Source organism: Subtercola sp. Z020 (assembly GCF_002931235.1).
GTDB lineage: Bacteria > Actinomycetota > Actinomycetes > Actinomycetales > Microbacteriaceae > Subtercola.
Genome location: NZ_PSTT01000070.1, coordinates 1 through 23097, shown reverse-complemented (window position 1 = coordinate 23097; position 23097 = coordinate 1). Strand labels below are relative to the sequence as shown.

The window sequence follows — 23097 nt, the reverse complement described above, 5'->3', positions numbered from 1 at the left end:
CGGCCGGGTGGCTGGTGGCCGGGTGTCTGGCGGCCGGGGGCCCTGCGGCCGGGTCAGAAGTGGCGGAACCGGTCGGGCGCCAGGTCCCACGGGTCTTTGCCGAGCAGTTCGGCGACCGCGCGGAAGACGCAGCTCTCGATCGCCATGCGCTTGTGCAGCTCGTCGTCCATGTGCAGCTTCGTCATGCGCTGGATCGGCAGCCGGAACAGGATGATGCGCCGCCCGATCACGCTCCAGCGGGCGACGGGAGCACCCTCTGCGGGCATCCCGAGCGGAATCGCGCCGATCTCGAACCGCACATCTGCCAGCTCCTCGGGCCAGACGCCCTTCAGATAGTCGGCGGTCGACGCCACCGTCATCTCGAACAGGTCGATGCGGGTGCGGAGCGGCGGAAGGTGCGGGCCGGTGACAGACGATCGCAGGCTTCGACCGTGACGATTGCGGAACCGTGTCGAGGAGGTCTTCGCTGAACCGGAGCGCCGTGAACGTGGCATGGGTCAAGCTTACGGCGCGGCACCGGGGGCGCGGCCCGATCCGGCTTACCCTGAAAGGGATGAACATCAGAACCTGCTCGCGGGTGGCGTGCGAGAGCGAGCCCGTCTCGACCCTCACGTACGTCTACGCCGACTCGATGGCCGTGCTCGGACCCCTCAGCATGGAGCACGAGCCGGGCAGCTACGACCTCTGCGCCCGCCACACCCAGTCGATGTCGGCCCCGCGGGGCTGGCAGGTCGTGCGGTACGTCTCCGTGGGCAACGGCTGAGACTTCCTCCTCTCCTCCCGGCGCGCGCACCGGCAGGGGCGATAATGGAGGCATGACTTCTGCACCCCCCGTTGCCGCCCCGACCGCCACCTCGCTGCCCTTCAAGGTGCGTGACCTGTCGCTCGCCGAAGCGGGGCGCCACCAGATCCGGCTCGCCGAGAACGAGATGCCCGGGCTGATGGCACTGCGGGCCGAGTTCGCCGAGTCGCAGCCGCTCGCGGGTGCTCGCATCATGGGCTCGCTGCACATGACGGTGCAGACCGCTGTGCTGATCGAGACGCTGGTCGACCTCGGCGCTCAGGTGCGCTGGGTGAGCTGCAACATCTTCTCGACGCAGGATGAAGCGGCGGCAGCCATCGTCGTCGGCCGCACGGGCACGCCGTCGGCGCCGGCGGGCGTTCCCGTCTTCGCCTGGAAGGGTGAGACCCTCGAAGAGTACTGGTGGTGCACGGAGCAGGCCTTCGACTGGAGCGCCGAGGCTGCAGCGGCCGACGCGGACTTCACCGGCCCGAACATGATCCTCGACGACGGCGGTGACGCCACCCTCCTGGTGCACAAGGGCCGCGAGTTCGAGCTCGCCGGTGCGGTGCCCGCTGCGACATCCTCCGACACGTACGAGTACACGGTCATCCTCGACCTGCTGCGTCGCTCGCTGGCGGCCTCCTCCGACCGCTGGACCCGCATCGCGGCCGACATCCGCGGGGTCTCCGAAGAGACCACCACCGGCGTGCACCGTCTCTACGAGCTCGCCGCGGCCGGCCAGCTGCTCTTCCCGGCCATCAACGTCAATGACTCCGTCACCAAGAGCAAGTTCGACAACAAGTACGGCATCCGCCACTCCCTGCCCGACGGGCTGAACCGCGCCACCGACGTGCTGATCGGCGGCAAGGTCGTCTTCGTCGTCGGCTACGGCGACGTCGGCAAGGGTGCGGCAGAAGCGCTCAAGGGCCAGGGCGCCCGCGTGATCGTCAGCGAGATCGACCCCATCAACGCCCTGCAGGCCGCGATGGACGGCTTCCAGGTCGCCCGCATCGAATCCGTGCTCGACCAGGTCGACATCTTCGTCACCACCACCGGCAACCAGCACGTCATCACCGTCGACCACATCCTCGGAATGAAGCACCTCGCGATCGTCTCGAACGTCGGCCACTTCGACGACGAGATCGACATTGCCGGCCTCGAGCGCGTCGCCGGTGCCGAGAAGGTCGAGATCAAGCCTCAGGTGCACGAGTGGCGCCTCCCCACCGGCCGCTCGGTTCTCGTGCTCTCAGAGGGTCGCCTGATGAATCTCGGGAACGCCACCGGCCACCCCAGCTTCGTGATGAGCAACTCCTTCACGAACCAGGTGCTCGCGCAGATCGAGCTCTACGGCAGCCCGGAGAACTACCCCGTCGGCGTCTACGTGCTCCCCAAGATCCTCGACGAGAAAGTGGCCCGCCTGCACCTCGCCGCCCTCGGTGTCGAGCTCACCGAGCTCACCCCCGCCCAGGCCGCCTACATCGGCGTCCCCGTCGCCGGCCCCTACAAGGTCGACCACTACCGCTACTGACCGCCGCGTCGGCGGCTGCGTCCCCGCCGGCGGCTGCGCCGCCCGGCCCCGGCGGCGGTTGCGCCGGCCCGTCCCGCGCGATTGCCGCCGCGTCCCGCGTGGTTGCGCCAGCCGCTTGCGCCGCCCGCCCTGCGGTGGTGGTGGTGGCGGCTGCGCCGCCCGCCCCGCCTTCCTGGCGGCACCGCGCGGCCCCGGCGCCACAAGGGCGGCACCACCGCGTGGCCCCGGCGGCCCCACCCCGTCCCGGTTCCGGAGAAAGCCCGTCAGCGGGGCGTAACCGCGGAGCGGGGCGCCAAAGCCGTGCCAGGGCGTACCAACGGTCGGCACATCCTCAATTGCGTTGTGAGAACGGTTGACCCAGCCGACATGCAAAAAGAGCCGGGCCCGTCGTTCTGACGGGCCCGGCGCTTTCTTCTCGCTGTGGCTACGAGCGCGTCCGTTTCGCTCGCGCGCGGCGCTCCATCACCGCTGCCGCACCGACCGCAAGAAGCAGCAGCCCAGCCACGCCAATCGGCGCGACGCCGTCGAGGCTCTGGCCGGTGTGTGCCAACCCGCCGGTGCCTGTTCCGCCGCCAGAGCTTCTGCCGCTTCCACCCGATCCGCCGACACCTGCACCCCCGGTGCCGCCTCCGGTACCGGCACCCGTACCAGTGCCGCCCCCGTTGCCTCCGGTGCCAGGGGTGCCCGTGCCCGTCGGCGTCGGGGTCGATGTGGTGGTCGAAGTCGGAGTGGGGGTCGGTGTCGGGGTGGGCGCAGCATTGACCTCGATGGTCACGTTCTGAACCGCCGAAGGCGCCACACCGTTGAGAACCTCGAGCCGGAAGGTGATCGGGCCGACCGCAGTGGGCGTGCCACTTACTACACCGCTGGCGGCGTCAAGCCGGAACGCAGCGCCGAGACCGAAGGTGCTGTTAAATTGCGGAGACGGACGGCCTGTAGCGGTAAATGTGAAACTGTAGGGCACGCCGACGGTGGCCGCGGGTGGCGAGCCGGATGTGATCACGGGCGCGCTCGGCGCTATCGCCCCGATTCGACTGACGAAGGTGGATGTACGGTGGCCGACGTACACGTAACGGTCGGCTAACTGCGTGTCGATGGCCAGTGCTGTCGGGACCGAGCCGACGCCGGGAGAGGTCGTGAAGACGGGTGTACCTTCCCTTGTGCCGTCAAAGTGCACTAGCGCGTCAGGCGTGCGCGTTGCCACATAGACCTCGCCGGTCGCAGCATCGGCTAGAACGGCACTCGGGGTGCCTGTCACTGCTATCGAAACAAGGGTTGGCGTCACCTCGTTGGCGCTGAAACGAAGGAGCCTTCCGTTGCCGCCGTCGACAACATAAACGGTACGCGCATTAGTATCCACCGATATGCCACCGGCATTTGTAACCCCGAAGATCGTCGTCGGTACGGGCGCGGCCGCCGCGCCGTCGAAGCGAGCAACAGTGCTCGTGCTGCTGCTGGCAACGAAGACGATGTGCGAAGACGTGTCGACAGCGATGCCCAGGGGAGCAGCCCCGACCGCGATGGTCGTGATCGTAGGGGTTGCATCGTCGCCGATGAAACTCGACACGTTCGCAGATCCGTTGTTGACGACGAACACCCGGTGCAAGATGGGGTCGACTGCCACCGAGTTCGGAGCTGAGCCGACAGTGAGCGTGCGAAGCACAACCGGGGTCGCAGCGCCGAGGTCGACGACCGCGACCTTGTCAGCCGCAGGCAGCGTCACGAAGGCGAGCTGCAGGCCCGAGTCGACGGCGATACCGCCCGCCTCCTCTCCAGTGTTGAGCGACATCTTGGTGGGGCCCGCTTCCGAGCCGTCGAAGATCATGACGCTTCTCAAGCCGGCGTTCGCGACGATCACCCGGTGGTTGCTCTCGTTGACCGCGACTGAGATTGGCGCGGAGCCCGTCATCACGTCTGTAGCGGCCTGCGCCGAGAGCGGGGACACGAGGGTGACGAGAGCGAAGGCGCCGACGGCGGCGACACCGCTGAGAACAGACATGAGTTTTCTTCGAGACTGAGGCATGCCGGTACTCTAGCGCCCGAAAGCAGAGTCGAGCAAGTCTCTGCTTCAGGGTGAGGGTGCTTCAGCGCTCCGGGAAGCCGTGTGGGAGGCCCGACAGGGCGGGGCCGAGGCGGGCCAGCCGTAAGGCTTCCAGGGCGAGGGCGCGCGCCTCGCGCTCCCGGCGGAGGGCCGCGATGCCGAGCAACAGCAGCTCGGGGTGCACCGGCGGAACGGGCGACACGAACGGAGCCGCCTCGGCTGCCAGCTGCGCCGCGTGGCGGGCACGGGCATCCGGAACCATGCGAGGCGCCTCCGCCAGGAACTGCGCGATGCGCCGCGAGAGCCGGTCGGGCAGGCGCGCCACGTCTGCCACGGAAGCCCACTCGGCGAGAGCGGCGGGCAGCGGCTGCGCCGACGACACCAGCCGCGGCACCCGCTCGTGCTGGCTGTAGGTTCCCGCGAGCAGGTCGCCGAGGCGCTTGGCGCGCGGGTTCAGCAGCGCGACGAGGATCGCGAGCCCGCCGAACGTCGCGTAGAGCTCGAGCACGGCCGTCAACGAGCGGATCAGCGCATGGCGCAGCGAGATCGATCCGCCGTCGTCGCGCACGATCCGCGCGCCGATTGCCAGCTTTCCGAGCGATCGACCGTGCGTCAGCGTCTCCACGGCGGTCGGCACGATCACAATGCAGAACACCACGCTCGACAGGATGATCGCCTGCGAGATCGCAGGGTCGGCCCCGGTCGCGCTCTGCCAGAGTCCGACGAGAACCACGGCGAGCAGAATCAGCAGCACCGACGCGAGGATGTCGATCATGGTGCCGGCCGCGCGCAGGATGAAGTTCGCCGGCCGCACGTCGAGCGCGACGGCCTCGCCGGTGACCAGCAGCTCGTCGCTGTACTCCAGCGAGTGCGGCTGCGATGCCGGGCTGAGAAGTGGCGCTGCCATGGCTATCATCTAAGCAGATGGACCTCGACGCCTACACTGCCGCCCATCGAGCCGACTGGGATCGCCTCGATGACCTCGGGCGACGCCGCAACTTCTCGGGGGCCGAGGCCGACGAGCTGATCGAGCGGTACCAGTCCGGAGCCAGTGAGCTCTCGGCGATCACGACGGCTGCAGGATCGACGGTTGCGGGGGACCGCCTCTCGGTGTCGCTCTCCCGCGCGCGGCTCCGTTTCACCGGTTCGAGCGGCAATGTGCTTCGGCAGCTGCCGACGTTCTTCGCCTTACAGTTGCCCGCTGCGCTCTACCGGCTGCGGTGGATCGTGCTGGTCGTCGCCCTCGCGACCGTCGTGGTGAGCGCGCTCTACGCGAGCTGGGCGCTCAACGACCCGCGCGTTCTGGCGAACTTCGGCAGCGACGCCGACCTGCAGAAGGTGGCGGAGCAGGACTTCGTCGGCTACTACTCCGAGAACCCGTCTGCATCGTTCACGGGCCAGGTCTGGACCAACAATGCGTGGCTGGCGGCCCAGTGCGTTGCATTCGGCATCGTCGGCGTCTACGTTCCCTACCTTCTGCTGCAGAACGCGCTGAACCTCGGGGTGAACGCGGCGGTGCTGTTCCACTTCGGGCACGCCGACGTGTTCTTCCAGTACATTCTGCCGCACGGGATGCTCGAACTCACGGCGATCTTCGTGGCCGCGGCGGCGGGCCTCCGTATCTTCTGGTCGTGGATCGCGCCCGGCGCCCGAACCCGCGGCCAGGCGCTCGCCGAAGACGGACGCGCCCTCTTCACGGTCGCGATCGGGCTCGTCTTCGTGCTGCTCGTCTCCGGGGTCATCGAGGGTTTCGTGACGCCGTCGCCGCTGCCGTGGCCGGTGAAGCTCGGCATCGGCGCGGTCGCGCTGGGGGCGTTCGTGTTCTACATGGTGTGGGTCGGCGGCCGCGCCTACCGCGCGGGCGAGACGGGCGACCTCGACGAGTTCGACGCCGGCGCCCGGCGCCTCATCGCGGCCTGACGGGCGCGGCCGCGGGGCGCGCCCGTCGCCCCGGCCACACCGCGCCCGCCCGCGCCGGGGACGGGCGCCTGGGCTGTGCGGCTACAGCCGCCCGGCGGCCTTCAGCGCGAGGTAGCGGTCCGCGACCGCGGGCGGCAGCTCCGCCGGCGACCCCGTCACCACCTCCGCGCCCTGCTGGCGCGCGGCCGCCGCCACGCGGGCGACGTCGAGCAGCGCCCGCTCGGCCGCCGCGGCCGTGTAGGTCTGCTCACGATCATCCCGCTGCCCCACCGCGGCGAACGTCGCCGGATCGGTCACCGACGCCACCAGAACCGTGTGCCGCTGGGTCAGTTGCGGCAGCACCGCGAGCAGCGTGCGCGACGACCCCGGCGTCTCGAGGGAGGTCAGCAGCACGACGAGCGCCCGCTGGTTCGTCACCGTGCGCACCTCGGCGGGCACGGCCGACCAGTCCGTCTCGAGCAACTCCGGGTCGACGGGGGCCAGCACATCCACCATGCGGGAGAGCAGCTCGGGGCCGGTCGCGCCCTGCACCCGCGCGCGCACCCGCCGGTCGTAGGCGATCAGATCGACGCGGTCGCCGGCCCGGCTCGCGAGGGCGGCGAGCAGCAGCGCCGACTCGAAGGCGGTGTCGAGCCGTGGCTCGTTGTCGATGCGCGCCGCGCTCGTGCGCCCGGTGTCGATGACGATGACCACGCGGCGATCCCGCTCGGGCCGCCAGGTGCGCACCACCACCTCCTCGCGCCGGGCGGTCGCGCGCCAGTCGATCGACCGTACGTCGTCGCCGCGCACGTACTCCCTCAGGCTGTCGAACTCGGTGCCCTGGCCGCGGATCATCACGCTCGTACGCCCGTCGAACTCCCGCAGGCGGGCCAGTCGCGAGGGCAGGTGCCGCCGGGAGTTGAAGGGGGGCAGCACGCGAATGCGCCCCGGCGCGACGAGGCTCACCTGCCTCGCCCAGAGCCCCAGCGGCCCGAAGCTCCGGATGCCCGCCTGCTCGACCCGGCGTTCACCGCGCCTGAACGGGCGGAGCTCGACGCTCACCAGCCGCCGTTCCCCGGCGGGCATCCGTAGCGCGAACCGGGTCTCGACGGCCCCCGCGGCGGGCTGCCACGCATCGCGCACCGTGCCGCGGAGCGCCCGCCGCCCTGTATTGGTGAGATAGAGGTCGCTGCGGGCCGGCTGCCCGAGCCGCACCCGCAACGGCAGGTCGCGCTCGACCAGCACGCCCCTCGGCGACGCGGCCAGCAGCAGGTCGAGCACCCCGAGCAGCAGAACCAGCACGAGCCACCCGCCGAGCGCCTCGAAGGCGAGCCCGTACGCCTGGCCAAGCAGCACGATGGGCACGGCTCCGAGCGCGACCAGCAGCACGAACCGCCCCGACACCGCCATCAGCGTCGCCGTTCCGCTGTCGACATCGCCGAGCGCAGCGCCCGGCCAGCGCCACCCGTCATCAGATCGGTACCTGCACCTGCGACAGGATGCCGCGCAGGATCGAATCCACCGACACGCCCTCGAGCTCCGCCTCCGGCCGCAGCTGGATGCGGTGCCGCAGCACCGGCAGCACCATCGCCTGCACGTGGTCCGGGGTGATCGAGGCGAATCCGTTCAGCCAGGCCCACGCCTTCGCCGAGGCGAGCAACGCGGTGCTGCCGCGCGGGCTCACTCCGAGCTTCACCGACGGGCTCTGCCGCGTGGCACGGGCGAGGTCCACCGCGTAGGCCAGAACATCCGGAGCCGCCCCCACGGCCCGCACGGCCGCCTGCGCCTGGTGCAGCTGTGCGGCGCCGAGCACGGCGGTCACCCCGGCCGCTCCGAGGTCGCGCGGGTTGAACCCCGCCGCGTGCCGCGCGAGCACGGCGATCTCGACGTCACGCTCGGGGATGTCGAGGGTCAGCTTCAGCAGAAAGCGGTCGAGCTGCGCCTCGGGCAGCATGTACGTGCCCTCGTACTCGATGGGGTTCATCGTCGCCGCGACCAGGAACGGGTCGGGCAGCGGGCGCGAGAGCCCGTCGACGCTGACCTGGCGTTCCTCCATCGCTTCGAGCAGCGCCGACTGCGTCTTCGGGGGAGTGCGGTTGATCTCATCGGCGAGCAGGATGTTCGTGAACACCGGCCCGTCACGGAACTGGAATTCCCCCGACCGCCCGTCGTAGACGAGCGAGCCGGTCACGTCGCCCGGCATCAGGTCGGGCGTGAACTGCACGCGCTTCGTGTCGAGGCTGAGCGCCGAGGCCAGCGACCGCACGAGCAGCGTCTTCGCGACGCCGGGCACGCCCTCCAGCAGCACGTGCCCGCGTGCGAGCAGGGCGATCAGCAGGCCGGTGACGGCGCCGTCCTGCCCGACGACGGCCTTGCCGACTTCGGTGCGCACGCGCGAGAGGGCGAGCCGCAACTCGTCGTCGGATGCCCGGGGTGCCTCAGGGGAGATGTCGCTCATGCTCGGCTTTCTGTGTCGGGGTTCTGCGGGTCGAGAAGGGGGTGAGCGGGATGCTCGCACCGCCGTGTCGCGGAGCACATCGGTTTCACGGCGATCCGCCGGGGCTCGCGCGGCCGACCGCGACCTGCACCCGCCGCTCGAGCGCGGCGAGCTGCTGCGACAGCGCGAGGAGTTCGGCCTCCGACGAGGGCAGCCGGTTCACGATCACGTCGGCGACCTCCACGGCGGGAACGCCGGTGCGTGCCGAGACCGCCGCGATGATCTCGGGCAACCCCGCCGAGCGCGGCAACCCCAGCAGGCCCGACATTCTGGTCACGCTGCCGATGCGCAGAGCATCCAGAGCCCGCGTTCGCGCGTTCGAGCGCGCATACAGGCGCGCCCGACCGGCGACCGTCTCACTGCCGCGAACGATCACGGGCAGGTTCTCGACGACGACCGGGCCGAGTCGCCGCCCCCGCCAGACCGCTGCCGCGAGAAAGACGACGACGAGCAGCAGCAAAAGCGGGGTGACCCAGCCGGGCGTCAGCGTCGCGAGGCTCGGCGGCCCGGTCGCCGTGACGTCGGATTCCGACGGCGTGTACCAGACGAGCTCGTCGCTCTGGCCGAGCAGGCCGAGCGCGAGGGCGGCATTGCCCGCCTCGATCACGTGCTCATTCGTCAGGACATCGGATGCCCCCACCACCGTCACGACGGAACCCGCGGTCTCGGCCTGCACGAGTGAGTAGCCGCCGTCGCCGGTCTCGAAGCACTCGGTGGTGGTGGTACTGCCGTCGGTGTCGGTGTCGGTGTCGCTGCCGTTGCCCGTGTCGCTTTCCCCGGACGCCCCCGAGGCGCGATAGGCCGTCCCCGAGGTGGTGATCGTTCCCGCGCGTTCGGCGCTCGGTACCGCGCAACCCGCCTCGACGACGCTGCTGTTCTCGACCTGGCCGGTGACCGAGATGCTCGGCGCCAGGGCATCGAGAGTGAAGATGTCGGGCTGAACGAGCACCAGGTGACCGCCGAGCCGGGCGAGATCGTCGGTGCGGTCGATCGGTAGGAAGCCGTTCGGGTCGAAGACGAGCACGGTCGGTTCGGCGGTGCCCGGGGGAGCGCCGGTGCCGCTGCTGCCTGAGCCGCTGTCGCTGGCGCTGCCACCCGCGCCACCACCCGCCCGCGCGACCTCCCGCACGGCCTCGTCGAGCGACCCGACCGCTGTCACGGTGACGCCCTGCCCGCGCAGCACCTCCGCCACCGCCTTTGCCCCACCGGGTGCCGCGCTGGTGATCGACAGTTCGCCCGCGCCCGCGCCGCCGGCCCCACGGATCAGCAGCAGCACGAGGCTCGCGAGTACGACGAACACGCCCGCGCCCACCCAGAACGACCACCGCCGAAAGAACGCCCGCACCGTCGGCGTGGCCGCAGGTGTCGCCCCCGTGGCTGACGCCGTCGCTGGCAGTGTCGATGCCGCTGTAGCCGCTTTCGCCGGTGCCCCCGCGGGCGAACCCGCCGCAGGTTTCGACGTCAGCCCGGCGTTCATCGTGTGCCCGCCTTCGCCGGGGCGCCGCCGCCCACGGCCGCCCGCCGCACCGGGGGCGCATCGCGGAGCGCTGCCTCGAGCGCTGTGAGCTCGTCGTACTGCTCGCGCGTTCCCGGCGCCCCCAGGTAGCGCACCTCGTCGAACACCCGCGCCGCCGAACCGAGCCGCGTCGCCTCGGCCGGGTACGACCCGCCCGCGCGAACGGCGAACTCCTGCGCCGTGGTGCCCGGATCAATGCTGACCACCGTGCGCTCGGCCTGCCTCCGTGCCAGCGCGCGGTACAGCTCCTCGATCGCCGTGCGGAAGTCGCCGGCCCGTGCCGCGGCCGCCGCGGACCGGCGGAGTTCCGCAGAGCTCCGCCGATCATCCGTACCGAAGAGCGCATCGAGCGTCGCCACGGCGGACCGGTTGCGACGCGGTCGCCCGAAGACGATGAACGCAATCACCACGAGAGCGACGAGCACGATCACGGCCAGCAGCGGCAGCAGGCCGCCGAAGTTGCCTCCCGACGGAAGCACGAGACTGCCGAGCCAGTTCTGCACCGCCTCCGCAGCGCGGTCGAGCCAGGTCGGCTTCGCGGCCTGGTATTCGGGCTTGCTCAGCTCGTCGAGCAGCAGCTGCCGGGCATCCGGAGCCGGCGGATCGACAGGAACGTCACCGAGCGCGTGGAGGAGGATGAGCATGTCGCCGCGCCGGCCTCACACTCGCGATTCGGGCTGCATCGGCTCGCCGGCCTGCGACGTGCCCGCGGCGCCGGCCGCACCGGCGGCACCGGCGGCCGTGGCGACCCGGAACGGATCGTCGTCGGGCTTCGTGCGCCCGGCCTCGCGCGCCTCGACGAACCGGATCAGCTCGAGATCGAGGCCCTCCTTGCGGATGCGCAGGTCGACGTAGATGACCGAGACCGTCGCCGCCTGCACCACCGCACTGATCGCGCCGAACACCAGCTGGATCACCCCGATCAGCAGGTAGAGGCCGCCGATCAGCACCCATTCGGAAGAGAAACCAGAGCTGTCGGTGCCGTTCGGTGCGAGCACCCCGACGCCCAGGCCGAAGATGAGGCTGATCGGCTGAACGACCACCTGCGACGCCGTGTAGACGATGACGGAGACGAGCCACTCGGTGCCGAGCGTCTTCCAGAACGAGCGGTCGGTGAGTCGCCAGGAGCGCACGATGGCCTGTCGCACGCCGGCCCGTTCGAGCACGATCACGCAGGGAACGAGCGAGAGTTTCGTCGTCAGCCAGGCGGCCAGAACCGCGAGCCCCAGGAAGGACACGATGCCGACGATCACCGCGAACACGGTCGCGACCCCGCCGAGCATCGCCAGCAGAACGATCACGCCGACCACGACGGCCAGCACGACGACGATGACCGCCGCCTGCAGCAGCGTCCACAGAGCGAGCGGCCAGATGCGCCGCCCGGCCGCGCGCCACAGCTCGCCCATGCGCCGCCTCTCGCCGAGGATCTCGCGTGACACTTCGATGACGAGGATGCTCTGCAGCAGCGCCCCGGTGACGAGTGCGACCGCGATCGGCACCAGCGTGCTCAGCAACACGATCGCCGTGGCGCCCGCGCTGACCGCGTCGTAATCCTCGGCCGACGCGGAATCGACCCGGCTGAATGCCAGCAGCGCGGCGCCGCCCACCACGAGCGCCGTCACGATGCCGATGGCGAACTGGATGATCAGAGCGCTGCCGAGTGTCGGCCCCGTGTTCCGGCGCAGCACCTGGAACGGTGCCCCCAGCAGGGTGCCGAACCCGAGCGGTCGAAGCGGCACGAGCCCCGGCTTGATCGGCGGCACCCACGGCGCCTGCCCCGCCCCCGCCGCGCCCGGCGCCGGCGCGTACCCCGGCGGCGGCGCGTACCCGGGCGGCGGCGCGTACGCGTACTCCCCGTATCGCGGCGCCTGGACCGGCGGCACAGCCGCCACCTGCGCGGCCTCGAACGGCGGCACAGCCGCCTGCTGCACAGGCTCGACAGGCGGCACGGCCGCCTGCTGCTCGTGGTTGTCGGTCACCGGTCTTCCCTCATTCCGTCGCACCATCTACGTACCCGGCCAGCGACTGCCACCGGATTCGACGTGCCCCCCGCCCTGCCTCTGGCAGTTCCACGCGCTCCATGCTCGCACACCCCGCCGACACCCACCTGGCGGCGTCCACCGGGAAGCTGTACCAATTCGGTCAAAAAACGACATTCGATCAGCATTTGTTGATTAAAACTCATTCTCTCGTTACCGTGAGGATTCCTGCCTTGCAATTGCTTGGCAGATTTCCCAGAGAAAGCACCTCATGTCGAAATATTCTTCGGCGACAACGTCGCCTTCGGGCAGCCCCCGCGCTGCCCGGCACCTTCGGAAGGCCACGCTGGTCGGCGGCGGCCTCACCGGTCTGTTCCTCCTCGCCGCCTGCTCTCCGTCGGCTGCGTCGTCCGATGGCATTGCCAGTCAGAACGCCGCTGCCCTCAGCGCCACACGCGCCGGGTCCGTCACCGGCACGATCACAAGTTCGGACCCCGCCGACCCGATCGCAGCCGGTGGAGTCGCCGCCGTTCTCTACGATGCGACCGCTGACACGCAGCTCTACACGGCTCCGGTCGACGGCTCGGGCTCCTACGCCCTCACCGGCGTCGCACCGGGCACGTACACCCTGTTCTTCTCGGGCGGGGGCCAGCATGCCGACGAGTGGTTCGACAACCTGCCGACGTCTGCTGGGGCCAAGCCGGTCGTCGTCTCATCGGGGAAAGCGAAGTCGATCCCCGACGTCGAACTCCTCGCCACACCGATGGCACCCACACATCCCGTGGGCACCGGAAGCATCAGCGGTGCCGTTTTCGGAGTAGCCCGGCCTGGTGAAGAGGATCTCGGGATGCTTCCCGACGTCGAGGTGCGGGCCTTCGGCTCAGGTGAACTGCCGTACTCGACACAGACTGATCAGGACGGACGATTCGTGCTGGGAGGCCTGCCTGACGGGGAGTACAAACTTCATTTCATTCCACCAGCCGACTCGTTCGAGCTTGTGGACGAGTGGTACTCCGACAAGCCGAATGAGGCATATTCTCAGTCGGTCCTCGTAGCCGGGGGCAGGGATTCGAGCGTCAAGTGGACAGACCTGCGAGCGGACCCGAATCATCACCTTTACGACTCGATCGACACCTTCTCAGTGAAGGGTGATGTTCGTGTCGGCGCGACGGTGTCCGGCGAGGTCGGAAAAATCGTACCGGCCCCGTACGTGGTCTCGTATCAGTGGACTCGAGACGACGGAAAGAGTCTGACAGCCATAGGTCCCGATGGGCGGTACACGATCGCGCCGGATGATCTCGGCCACAAGATCTTCTGGTCCTATGACGTCTACACCCCCGGGTTTGTTCGGCTTACGCAGAAGATAGAGGTCGGAACCGTCGTGCGGTGACGTGAAGCATCCCGAAGCGGTGCCCTGCAGCGACGAAAGCTCAGGACCCCGGCAAGACCCTCACCGTTGCGGTGACCGGAACGCGGGCCGGTTACACGACCGCCACCACCGAGAGCGCGCCGACGGCCGCGGTCACGGCGGGCACCCTCACCACGGCGACGCCGACGATCACCGGCACGGCGCGGGTCGGCCAGACGCTCACGGCCAACCCCGGTGCCTGGGCGCCCGCGCCGGTCACGCTCCGCTACCAGTGGCTGGCCGGCGGTGTCGCGATCAGCGGCGCGACGGCAGCGACCTACGTTCCCGCGTCGGCCGACACCGGCAAGACGATCAAGGTCAGGGTGACCGGCAGCAAGACCGGCTTCGCCTCGACCTACGTGACCAGCGCGGCTTCTGCGGTGGTGCAGGGTGTGCTGAGCACAGCCGTGCCGACCATCACCGGTACCGCGAAGGTCGGCCAGGTCGTCACCGCGAACCCCGGCACTTGGGGCCCCGCGCCCGTCACGTTCACCTACCAGTGGTACCGCGACGGCGCGGCGATCACAGGATCCACCGCGGCGACGCGCACGGTGCACGCCAACGACGTCGGCAAGAAGCTGACGGTGCGGGTCACCGGCGCCAAGTCGGGCTACGCGTCGACGTCGACGACCTCGGCGCCGACCGCCACGGTCGTCCCATAGAGCGCCGCAGCGGTGTGGATGCCCGGAGAGACGCTCACGCAGCCCTCTCCGGGCACCGCTCCACTATCCTGATCAGCATGGATGCTCGCATACTGGTGGTCGATGACGATCCCGCGCTCGCAGAGATGATCGGCATCGTGCTGCGCGCCGAGGGCTTCGAGCCGATCTTCTGCGCCGACGGCTCCGAGGCCTTCGCCGCCTTCCAGGAGTCGAAGCCCGAACTGGTTCTGCTCGACCTGATGCTGCCCGGGCTCGACGGCATCGAGGTGTGCGCCGAGATCCGCGCCGAGTCGGGCATCCCGATCATCATGCTGACCGCGAAATCCGACACGATGGATGTCGTCAAGGGGCTCGAATCGGGCGCCGACGACTACATCGTGAAACCCTTCAACCCGAAGGAGCTGGTCGCGCGCATCCGCACCCGCCTACGGCAGAAGCCCGTCGCCCCTGCGACCGGCGGGCTGCTGCGGATCGGCGACCTCGAGCTCGACATCGAGGGCCACGAAGTGCGGAGAGGCACGGGCCGCATCAACCTCACGCCCCTCGAGTTCGACCTGCTCCACGCGCTCTCGTCGAAACCGCAGCAGGTCTTCACCCGCGAGATGCTGCTGGAACAGGTCTGGGGCTACCACTACAAGGCCGACACCCGCCTCGTGAACGTGCACGTGCAGCGCCTGCGCGCGAAGGTCGAGGAAGACCCCGACAACCCGCGCATCGTCATGACCGTGCGGGGTGTCGGGTACCGGGCCGGCGCCGTCGTCTGAACATGAGCGTGAGCACGGGCACCGGCACCGGCGCGGTGCAGGGCGTCGGCACCCGAACCGGTGCGACGCCCACGCCCCTCGCCGCAAAGCAGGGGCGGAGCCACATCGGCCCCTTCATCGCCCGGGAGTGGCGCGCCTGGCCGCGCCAGCTGCAGAGCTGGTGGCGCCGGTCGCTGCAGTTCCGCACCATCGTCATCACCATCGCACTGACGACCGTCGCCCTGCTGGGCGCCGGTATCTACACCTCGGTCAGCATCGGCAACGACCTCTTCCACTCGCGGCTCGACCAGGTGCTCGCCGACTCGAACCAGGCGGCGAACGCGGCGCAGACCATCTTCGACGCCTCCGACTCCACGACGGAGACGTCGGTCAGCACCCTGCTCAACTCGGCGCAGTCGAAGATCACCTCCTCGTCGTCCTCCCGGCTCATCGCCATCTACGCCGCCCCGGGGAACGACCAGGGCACCACGTCGTTCCTGCCCTTCGCGAGCCCGGCGCTCACCGCGAAGGGACTGATCTCCGACCAGCTGAAGAGCGACGTCACGGCTGGCGCGGGCACCCTCAACCAGTACTGGCAGTCGGTCGCCCTTCCGAACGGTACGGGTGGAACAGACGCCGGCATCATCGTCGGCACTCCGCTCACGATTCCGAGCGCGGGCCAGTACCAGCTGTATCTCGGCTACAACCTGGCAGACGCCAGCCAGACGCTGAGCTTCGTGCAGCAGACGCTGTGGGTGGCGGGCCTGTTGCTGACGCTCCTGATCGCCGTCGTGGCCTGGGTCATCGTGCGCCTCGTCATCGAGCCCATCCGGGTGACAGCCGAGACGAGTGAAAAGCTGGCGGCCGGGATGCTCGAGGTGCGCATCCCTGACAAGGGAGACGACATCATCTCCACGCTGGCCCGCTCGTTCAACGGCATGGCCGACAGCATGCAGGGGCAGATCACCCAGCTGGCCGAGCTCTCGCAGCTGCAGCAACGGTTCGTGTCGGATGTCTCGCACGAGCTCCGCACGCCCCTCACCACGATCCGCCTGGCCGGCGACATGCTCTACGACCAGCGCGACACGTTCGAGCCCGCGATCGGCCGGACGGCCGAGCTGCTGCACACCCAGACAGTGCGGTTCGAACTGCTCCTCAACGACCTCCTGGAGATCAGCCGCTTCGACGCCGGGTCCGCCGACCTCAACGTCGAGTCCACGAACCTGGTGCGACTGACCGAAGACGCCGTCGACCAGATGCAGCCGCTGGCCGCCTCCGCCGGTTCGGAGATCCGCGTCTTCGCGCCCGGCGGGTATGTCGAGGTGGAGATCGACGCGAGCCGCATCCGCCGCATCCTGACCAACCTGCTCGGCAACGCGATCGAGCACGGCGAGGGCCGGCCGATCGTGGTCTCGGTCGACAGCAACGTGTCCTCGATCGCCGTTGCGGTGCGCGACTATGGGATCGGGATGAGCGCGGTCGAGAGTGAGCGCGTGTTCGAGCGCTTCTGGCGCGCCGATCCCTCCCGCAAGCGCACGATCGGCGGCACGGGCCTCGGCCTCGCGATCTCGCTCGAAGACGCAGCGCTCCACCGCGGGCTGCTCGAAGTGTGGTCGGAGACGGGGGCGGGCAGCTGCTTCCGCCTCACGCTGCCGCGGGTGTTCGGGCACTCGGCGGGTACCTCTCCTCTGCCGCTGCCTCCGGATGACGCGGGGTCAGGCATCCTGCAGGCGGGAGCCGGGCAGTGAGCCGGCGCACGGGGCTGGGCCCGCTCGGCCGGCGCACGCGGCTGGCCGCGCTCGCCGCAGTCGTCGCAGCGACGGTCATCGCGCTGGCCGGATGCACGGGCATCCCCGACACCGGCAGCGTGCACTCGCAGCCGGCCAGTTCGGCGCCCGACGACATCGACGTCATCCTGCTGCCGCCGGGGCCGGTGCCCGACGCCAACCAGACGCAGATTCTGAACGGCTTCCTGCAAGCGGCCGCCAGCCCGCAGAACGACTACGCGGTCGCCCGGAGCTTTCTCTCGAAGGGTTTCGACAAGCAGTGGGACCCGAATGCCGGCGTGCTCATCGATGCCGGCCAGCTGAGTTTCACGACGGTCTCCGACACGGCCATGAGCGTGAGCGTCACGCCACAGGCCGAGGTCGACGCGTCGGGGGAGTACGTCGAGAACGATTCGACGGCAGCGGTGACGATTCCCTTCCAGTTCACGCAGGAAGACGGGCAGTGGCGCATCAACATGGCCAATCCCGGCATCATTCTCGAACAGTTGCGGTTCAACCAGGTCTTCGCCTCTCACTCGCTCTACTTCTTCGACCCGAGCTACACCTATCTGGTTCCGGATGTGCGCTGGTTCCCGAAAGACGAGACGACGAGCACGCGCGTGGTGAAGGCGCTGCTCGCGGGGCCGACGGCGTGGCTCGGGCAGGGGGCAGTCGTCACGGCGTTCCCCGACGGCACGGAGACCACCGCGGTGGTGGTCGACTCCGGAACGGCGAGCGTGCCGCTGTCGAGCCAGGTGCTCTCGCAGCCGACGCAGGCGTTGCAGCGTATGCAGGCGCAACTCGATGCGACGCTCTCGTCGGTGACCTCCGTCGCGGCGGTCGCTGTCACGGTCGACCAGAACCCCGTCGCCATCCCGGCCGGTGCGACGCCCGATTTCGCCCCGCGCGTCGATTCGCGGGCCCTTGTCGACCAGGCGGGCGCATTCGGGTACCTCACGAGCAACGCGCTGGTGCCGATCCCGTCGGTCAGTGACAAGGTGCAGGCGCTCGCGCCGCTGTCGGTCACGTCGTCGGCTCGGGTTCTGGCGGTCGGCACAGCAGAAGGGGTCTACGTGGTGCAGACCGGCGACAATGCGCCCGTGCTGATCGACAGTCGCGCCGGTCTGCTGCCGCCGACCCTCGACCCGTCGGGTTTCGTCTGGACGGTGCCGGCGGGCGCGCCCTCGGCCGTGCAGGCGTACGGCAGCGACGGAACGGTGCACCCTGTGGCCGTCAACTGGGACGGCGGCACGGGCATCGTGTCGATGGATGTCTCCCGCGACGGTACGCGGGTGCTGGCCCTGACGGTGAACGACGGGATGCCGCGGCTCGTCGTGGCGGCGGTCATCCGTGATGCGAACGGCGCTCCGGAGCGGCTCGGTGACCCGGTGACGCTGGCATCCGGCCCGGGAACGCCGCTCGACGCGACCTGGGTCGACGCTTCGAATATCGCGTCGCTCACGGTGACGGCGGGCGGCGACGACCGCGTGATCGTGCAGGAGATCGGTGGGATGAGCAGCCCGCTGGCCGTTCCGACGAACGGTGCGACGCTGGCCGGGTCGAACGATGTGACGGGGCTGTGGCTGCTGACATCGGCTGGCGAACTGCAACAGCAGCGGGGGAGCGGCTGGCAGACTACAGCGAAGTCCGTCGCGTTCCTGGCGACGCAGACGTAGGGCTGGGCCGCGGCCTCTCCTTCACAGCAGGCGGTGCGGGTCGGTTCTCCACAGATCGCGTTCGCGACGGCGGCGGGCGGGATGCGCTGCGGCAGAGTCGGCGCATGACATCTGCTGCTCTCGCCTCCGCGCTCGCCGTTCTGCTGCCCACCGATTGCGTCGGTTGCGGAGTACGCGACAGGGCGCTCTGCGACGGCTGCCGTCGGGCGCTCGAGCCACCCGGCCCGCCGCTCCGGCTCTCGATCGAGCGGGGGGCGGATGCTCCGCTCGCCGTCTGGGCGTCCCGGCCGTACGGCGGGGTCATCGCTTCGGCGCTGTCGGCGCTGAAGGAATGCGGGCGCACCGACGTCGCTCCCGCCCTCGGCCGCACCCTCGCGGCGGCGCTGTCGGCTGCCCGGTCGGCCGCCTCTGCCGCACTTCCCGCCGAAGCCTCGCTCGAGATCGTTCCCGCTCCCTCATCCGCTTCGGCGTTCCGCGCTCGCGGCTACCATCCGGTGCGACTGCTGCTGCGTTCGGCGCAGTGTGAGCATCGACCGCGCGACCGACTGAGGGTCGAATCGGCGCTGCGGGTCGGGCGAGCGACAGTGGACCAGGCCGGCCTCGATGTGCGCGCCCGGCGAGCCAATCTCAGCGGATCCCTGCGAGTTCGGAGAAAGTTCTCAGGTGCCCTGGATGGCCGGTTCTTCCTGCTCGTCGATGACGTCGTGACGACCGGTTCGACGCTGATCGAATGCCGCAGGGCCCTCGAACATGCCGGAGCGACGGTGGTCGGCGCCGTGACCTTGGCATTCACTCCCCGGCATACCGGAACGTCTGCGGTGCGTCTCTCAGCTGAACGGGAGGGGCAGATGGGGTGAACGGATGACACGACCCGGCGGGAAGACTACGGTGGGTGAAAAGGCGCGGAAGAACTCGCTTTGGTCCCAAGGCGGCGCGTCTTTTTGAGACCAGGAGAATGCCATGGAGATCAACATCACGGGCCGCAACCTAGGGATCACCGATCGATTTCGGAGTTACGCCACCGAGAAGGCCGACAAGGTCTCGCTTCTCGCCGATCGTGCTCTCGTTCTCGAAGTCAAGGTCTGCCGCCACAACTCCGCGAACACCTCTTCGGGTGACGACCGCGTCGAGCTCACGCTGATCGGGCCCGGTCCGGTCGTGCGGGCCGAGAGCGCGGGCAGCGACAAGTACGTCGCCTTCGACCTCGCGATCGCCAAGCTGCTCGAGCGCATCCGACGGGCCAAGGACCGCAAGAAGGTGCACCGCGGGCAGCATCGCCCGGTGTCACTCCGCGAGGCGTCGAGCACCGACTTCAACCTCATCGACCTCCGGCCCGCAGAGGCGGAGGTGCTCGAGCAGGTCTCGACCGGCGCCGTGCAGACGCAGGGTGCCGACGCCTCCGCGGCAGGGTCGGGCTCGGCTCCGGATGACCGTGCCGACGACGACTCGACCGACGAGGCCTGGTCGCCCGTCGTCATCCGCAAGAAGGTCTTCGCTGCAGCACCCATGACCGTCGACGACGCGCTCTACCTGATGGAACTGGTCGGGCACGACTTCTACCTCTTCATCGACGCCGAGACCTCCCGGCCGAGCGTCGTGTACCGCCGGAAGGGCTGGGACTACGGCGTCATCGGGCTCGATGACAGCGCGACCCCGCTCCTGGCCGACGTGCGAGAGGGCGAGCGGGTGCTGTCGTAGAGACCCGGTTCCGCTTCCACAGGGGGCGTGGTGCTTCGGCGCTGCGCCCCCAGCGCACGTCAAGACGACAAACAGGTTCGACAACTAGTATTGCTATGATCACCGGCTGGATAATGGCTGGTTCGGTAGGAGATTCAACGTGGCTTCAGTTCTGGAAAAGGTCCTTCGTGTCGGCGAGGGCCGGGTGCTTCGGCGCCTCGAAAACTACGCGAAGGCGATCAACGCTCTCGAAGAGGACTTCACGCACCTCACCGACGACGAGCTGAAAGACGAGACTCCGCGCCTCCGCGAACGATTCGAAGACGGGGAGAGTCTCGACCACCTGCTGCCCGAGGCCTTCGCCGCCGTGCGCGAGGCCTCCCGCCGCACACTGGGCCTCCGTCACTTCGACGTGCAGCTCATGGGTGGTGCAGCCCTTCACCTCGGCAACATCGCCGAGATGAAGACGGGCGAGGGCAAGACGCTCGTCGCCACCCTGCCCGCCTACCTCAACGCCATCGCCGGCAAGGGCGTGCACATCGTCACGGTGAACGACTACCTTGCCAACTACCAGAGCGAACTGATGGGCCGCGTGTTCCGCGCCCTCGGCATGACGACGGGCGTCATCCTCTCGGGCCAGACCCCGCCCGAGCGCCGTGAACAGTACGCCGCCGACATCACCTACGGCACGAACAACGAATTCGGCTTCGACTACCTGCGCGACAACATGGCGTGGCAGGCCGCCGACATGGTGCAGCGGGGCCACAACTTCGCCATCGTCGACGAGGTCGACAGCATCCTGATCGACGAAGCGCGCACGCCGCTCATCATCTCCGGGCCCGCGTCGGGCGAGGCCAACCGGTGGTTCACGGAGTTCGCCTCTGTGGCCACCCGCCTCACCCCGGGCGAGGACTACGAGGTCGACGAGAAGAAGCGCACCGTCGGCATTCTCGAACCCGGCATCGAGAAGGTCGAGGACTACCTCGGCATCGACAACCTCTACGAGTCCGCGAACACGCCGCTCATCTCGTTCCTGAACAACTCGCTGAAGGCGTCGGCGCTGTTCAAGAAAGACAAGGACTACGTCGTCATGAACGGCGAGGTTCTGATCGTCGACGAGCACACCGGCCGCATCCTCGCCGGCCGTCGGTACAACGAGGGCATCCACCAGGCCATCGAGGCCAAGGAGGGTGTGGTCGTCAAGGCCGAGAACCAGACGCTCGCCACGGTGACCCTGCAGAACTACTTCCGCCTCTACGACAAGCTCGCCGGCATGACCGGTACCGCCGAGACCGAGGCGGCCGAGTTCATGAGCACCTACAAGCTCGGCGTGGTCGCCATCCCGACCAACCGTCCGATGCAGCGCAAAGACCAGTCCGACCTCGTCTACAAGAACGAGCAGTCGAAGTTCGAGCAGGTCGTCGAAGACATCGTCGAGCGCCACGCCACCGGGCAGCCGGTGCTGGTCGGAACGACCAGCGTCGAGAAGAGCGAGTACCTCTCCCGGCTGCTGGCGAAGAAGGGTGTTCGCCACGAGGTGCTGAACGCGAAGAACCACGCCCGTGAGGCCGCCATCATCGCGCAGGCCGGTCGACTCGGCGCCGTGACCGTCGCCACCAACATGGCCGGTCGAGGCACAGACATCATGCTCGGTGGCAACACCGAGTTCCTCGCCGTGACGGAGATGAACACGCGTGGGCTCAGCCCCGTCGACACCCCTGAGGAGTACGAGGCTGCGTGGGACGAGGTGTTCGCCGAAGTGAAGGCGGGCGTCGAAGAGGAGGCCGAGAAGGTCGTCGAGGCCGGCGGCCTCTACGTGCTCGGCACCGAGCGCCACGAGTCGCGGCGCATCGACAACCAGCTCCGAGGCCGCAGCGGTCGCCAGGGCGACCCCGGTGAGAGCCGCTTCTACCTCTCCCTGACAGACGACCTCATGCGCCTGTTCAACGCCGGCGCCGCAGAGAGCCTGATGGGCCGCGGCAACGTGCCCGACGACCTCGCGATCGAGTCGAAGGTCGTCTCCCGTGCCATCCGCAGCGCCCAGTCGCAGGTCGAGGGCCGCAACGCCGAGATCCGCAAGAACGTGCTGAAGTACGACGACGTTCTGAACCGGCAGCGCGAGGCGATCTACAGCGACCGCCGCCACATCCTCGAAGGCGACGACCTGCACGAGCGCGCCCAGAAGTTCCTGAAAGACGTCGTCGAAGACGTGCTCGAGACCCATGCGGGCGAGGGCAACGGAGACGACTGGGACTTCGACGCGATGTGGACGGAACTGAAGACGCTCTACCCGGTCTCGATCTCGATCGACGAGGTCGTCGCCGAGGCGGGCAGCCGTGGAAAGATCAGCCGCGACTTCGTCGCCCGCGAAATTCTCTCCGACGCCCAGATCGCGTACCAGAACCGTGAGGCCACCCTCGGCGAGGCTGCCATGCGCGAGCTCGAACGCCGCGTCGTGCTCACCGTGATCGACCGCCGCTGGCGCGACCACCTCTACGAGATGGACTACCTCAAAGACGGCATCGGCCTGCGCGCCATGGCGCAGCGCGACCCGCTCGTCGAGTACCAGCGCGAAGGTTTCGCCCTGTTCCAGCAGATGATGGGCCAGATCCGCGAAGAGGCCGTCGGCTTCCTCTTCAACCTCGAGGTCGAGGTCAACACCCCGGCGGGCTCTGTGGATGCGCCGAGCGTGCAGGCCAAGGGCCTCGAGAGCGGCAACGCCTCCGTCGAGCAGCTGAGCTACACCGCACCGAGCGACTCGGGCGGGGTCGAGGTGCGCAACGAGCGCGGCCAGCTGGAGCAGGCGGCCACCGCCCGCGCCCAGCGCGCCCAGGCCGAGGCCAACCCGGGTGCCGCTCCCGCCGCTGCCCCACCCGTGCCCCCGGCTGCGAAGAACGCCCAGCGCGGCCAGGCGTCCCCGC

The 23097-nt window shown here is 69.2% G+C and carries 19 protein-coding genes; 11 read left to right on the top strand and 8 right to left on the bottom strand.

Annotated features, from left to right (window positions below; translation table 11 throughout):
- Nucleotides 1-53 precede the first annotated feature (53 nt).
- Complete coding sequence (locus C5B96_RS09035; RefSeq protein WP_104245039.1) at nt 54-494, bottom strand: metallopeptidase family protein; 441 nt, start codon at nt 492-494, stop codon at nt 54-56.
- Between the two features lie 59 nt (nt 495-553).
- On the opposite strand from C5B96_RS09035, the gene C5B96_RS09030 reads away from it, so the two are divergent.
- A complete protein-coding gene (locus C5B96_RS09030; RefSeq protein WP_104245038.1) occupies nt 554-763 on the top strand; it encodes a DUF3499 family protein in 210 nt (69 codons plus the stop codon).
- A 52-nt stretch (nt 764-815) separates the two neighbouring features.
- Nucleotides 816-2312 carry an adenosylhomocysteinase gene (gene ahcY, locus C5B96_RS09025; protein ID WP_104245037.1) on the top strand — a complete coding sequence of 499 codons (1497 nt, stop codon included), beginning with the start codon at nt 816-818 and terminating at the stop codon, nt 2310-2312.
- A gap of 424 nt (nt 2313-2736) precedes the next feature.
- Here the strand turns inward: ahcY and C5B96_RS17130 are convergent, their stop codons facing one another.
- Together C5B96_RS17130 and C5B96_RS09010 are read right to left on the bottom strand one after the other, a co-directional pair.
- The gene (locus tag C5B96_RS17130) at nt 2737-4311 is read right to left on the bottom strand and encodes a hypothetical protein (protein ID WP_146078133.1); all 1575 of its coding nucleotides are present in this window, start codon (nt 4309-4311) and stop codon (nt 2737-2739) included.
- 85 nt (nt 4312-4396) lie between these two features.
- Complete coding sequence (locus tag C5B96_RS09010) at nt 4397-5260, bottom strand: RDD family protein (protein WP_104245034.1); 864 nt, start codon at nt 5258-5260, stop codon at nt 4397-4399.
- 17 nt (nt 5261-5277) lie between these two features.
- Here C5B96_RS09010 and C5B96_RS09005 point away from each other — a divergent pair, with 17 nt between their 5' ends.
- On the top strand, nt 5278-6273 hold the full coding sequence (locus C5B96_RS09005; RefSeq protein WP_104245033.1) for a stage II sporulation protein M: 996 nt from the start codon (nt 5278-5280) through the stop codon (nt 6271-6273).
- Between the two features lie 81 nt (nt 6274-6354).
- On the opposite strand, the gene C5B96_RS09000 is transcribed toward C5B96_RS09005, so the two are convergent.
- The 5 genes from C5B96_RS09000 to C5B96_RS08980 all read right to left on the bottom strand — a co-directional run bounded on the left by C5B96_RS09000 (nt 6355) and on the right by C5B96_RS08980 (nt 12244).
- Nucleotides 6355-7662, bottom strand: a complete 1308-nt coding sequence (locus tag C5B96_RS09000) for a DUF58 domain-containing protein (RefSeq protein ID WP_104245032.1) — start codon at nt 7660-7662, stop codon at nt 6355-6357.
- Nucleotides 7663-7723: 61 nt separating this feature from the next.
- Nucleotides 7724-8710, bottom strand: coding sequence for a MoxR family ATPase (locus C5B96_RS08995; protein ID WP_104245031.1), 987 nt, complete (start codon nt 8708-8710; stop codon nt 7724-7726).
- Between the two features lie 85 nt (nt 8711-8795).
- Nucleotides 8796-10226: a DUF4350 domain-containing protein gene (locus C5B96_RS08990; protein WP_104245030.1), complete on the bottom strand. Its 1431-nt coding sequence runs from the start codon at nt 10224-10226 to the stop codon at nt 8796-8798.
- Entirely contained in the window at nt 10223-10909 is a 687-nt protein-coding gene (locus C5B96_RS08985) for a DUF4129 domain-containing protein (protein ID WP_104245029.1), read from the bottom strand. The genes C5B96_RS08990 and C5B96_RS08985 overlap by 4 nt, the downstream gene beginning before the upstream one ends.
- Nucleotides 10910-10924: 15 nt before the next feature.
- Nucleotides 10925-12244 carry a hypothetical protein gene (locus C5B96_RS08980; protein WP_104245028.1) on the bottom strand — a complete coding sequence of 440 codons (1320 nt, stop codon included), beginning with the start codon at nt 12242-12244 and terminating at the stop codon, nt 10925-10927.
- Nucleotides 12245-12515: 271 nt separating this feature from the next.
- Between C5B96_RS08980 and C5B96_RS08975 the strand changes: the two genes are divergently transcribed.
- The 8 genes from C5B96_RS08975 to secA all read left to right on the top strand — a co-directional run.
- Nucleotides 12516-13634: a hypothetical protein gene (locus C5B96_RS08975; RefSeq protein ID WP_104245027.1), complete on the top strand. Its 1119-nt coding sequence runs from the start codon at nt 12516-12518 to the stop codon at nt 13632-13634.
- 71 nt (nt 13635-13705) lie between these two features.
- Nucleotides 13706-14314 (top strand): hypothetical protein, encoded by a 609-nt coding sequence (locus C5B96_RS08970; protein WP_104245026.1) that lies wholly within the window; start codon nt 13706-13708, stop codon nt 14312-14314.
- 77 nt (nt 14315-14391) lie between these two features.
- Nucleotides 14392-15078 (top strand): MtrAB system response regulator MtrA, encoded by a 687-nt coding sequence (gene mtrA / locus C5B96_RS08965; RefSeq protein ID WP_104245025.1) that lies wholly within the window; start codon nt 14392-14394, stop codon nt 15076-15078.
- Between the two features lie 2 nt (nt 15079-15080).
- Nucleotides 15081-16805: an MtrAB system histidine kinase MtrB gene (gene mtrB / locus C5B96_RS08960; protein ID WP_104245024.1), complete on the top strand. Its 1725-nt coding sequence runs from the start codon at nt 15081-15083 to the stop codon at nt 16803-16805.
- Nucleotides 16802-18499 carry a GerMN domain-containing protein gene (locus C5B96_RS08955; protein ID WP_104245023.1) on the top strand — a complete coding sequence of 566 codons (1698 nt, stop codon included), beginning with the start codon at nt 16802-16804 and terminating at the stop codon, nt 18497-18499. Before mtrB ends, C5B96_RS08955 begins: the two co-directional genes overlap by 4 nt.
- 104 nt (nt 18500-18603) lie before the next feature.
- Nucleotides 18604-19356, top strand: coding sequence for a ComF family protein (locus C5B96_RS08950; RefSeq protein WP_104245022.1), 753 nt, complete (start codon nt 18604-18606; stop codon nt 19354-19356).
- A 103-nt stretch (nt 19357-19459) separates the two neighbouring features.
- Nucleotides 19460-20197: a ribosome hibernation-promoting factor, HPF/YfiA family gene (gene hpf, locus C5B96_RS08945; RefSeq protein ID WP_104245021.1), complete on the top strand. Its 738-nt coding sequence runs from the start codon at nt 19460-19462 to the stop codon at nt 20195-20197.
- Between the two features lie 139 nt (nt 20198-20336).
- The coding region (gene secA, locus C5B96_RS08940) for a preprotein translocase subunit SecA (protein WP_104245073.1) at nt 20337-23097 on the top strand (2761 nt) is incomplete at its 3' end.

Coding starts and splice junctions, on each gene's coding strand:
- C5B96_RS09035 (WP_104245039.1), bottom strand. CDS start 494: ATGCCACGTTCACGGCGCTCCGGTTCAGCGAAGACCTCCTCGACACGG.
- C5B96_RS09030 (WP_104245038.1), top strand. CDS start 554: ATGAACATCAGAACCTGCTCGCGGGTGGCGTGCGAGAGCGAGCCCGTC.
- ahcY (WP_104245037.1), top strand. CDS start 816: ATGACTTCTGCACCCCCCGTTGCCGCCCCGACCGCCACCTCGCTGCCC.
- C5B96_RS17130 (WP_146078133.1), bottom strand. CDS start 4,311: ATGTCTGTTCTCAGCGGTGTCGCCGCCGTCGGCGCCTTCGCTCTCGTC.
- C5B96_RS09010 (WP_104245034.1), bottom strand. CDS start 5,260: ATGGCAGCGCCACTTCTCAGCCCGGCATCGCAGCCGCACTCGCTGGAG.
- C5B96_RS09005 (WP_104245033.1), top strand. CDS start 5,278: ATGGACCTCGACGCCTACACTGCCGCCCATCGAGCCGACTGGGATCGC.
- C5B96_RS09000 (WP_104245032.1), bottom strand. CDS start 7,662: ATGGCGGTGTCGGGGCGGTTCGTGCTGCTGGTCGCGCTCGGAGCCGTG.
- C5B96_RS08995 (WP_104245031.1), bottom strand. CDS start 8,710: ATGAGCGACATCTCCCCTGAGGCACCCCGGGCATCCGACGACGAGTTG.
- C5B96_RS08990 (WP_104245030.1), bottom strand. CDS start 10,226: ATGAACGCCGGGCTGACGTCGAAACCTGCGGCGGGTTCGCCCGCGGGG.
- C5B96_RS08985 (WP_104245029.1), bottom strand. CDS start 10,909: ATGCTCATCCTCCTCCACGCGCTCGGTGACGTTCCTGTCGATCCGCCG.
- C5B96_RS08975 (WP_104245027.1), top strand. CDS start 12,516: ATGTCGAAATATTCTTCGGCGACAACGTCGCCTTCGGGCAGCCCCCGC.
- mtrA (WP_104245025.1), top strand. CDS start 14,392: ATGGATGCTCGCATACTGGTGGTCGATGACGATCCCGCGCTCGCAGAG.
- mtrB (WP_104245024.1), top strand. CDS start 15,081: ATGAGCGTGAGCACGGGCACCGGCACCGGCGCGGTGCAGGGCGTCGGC.
- C5B96_RS08950 (WP_104245022.1), top strand. CDS start 18,604: ATGACATCTGCTGCTCTCGCCTCCGCGCTCGCCGTTCTGCTGCCCACC.
- hpf (WP_104245021.1), top strand. CDS start 19,460: ATGGAGATCAACATCACGGGCCGCAACCTAGGGATCACCGATCGATTT.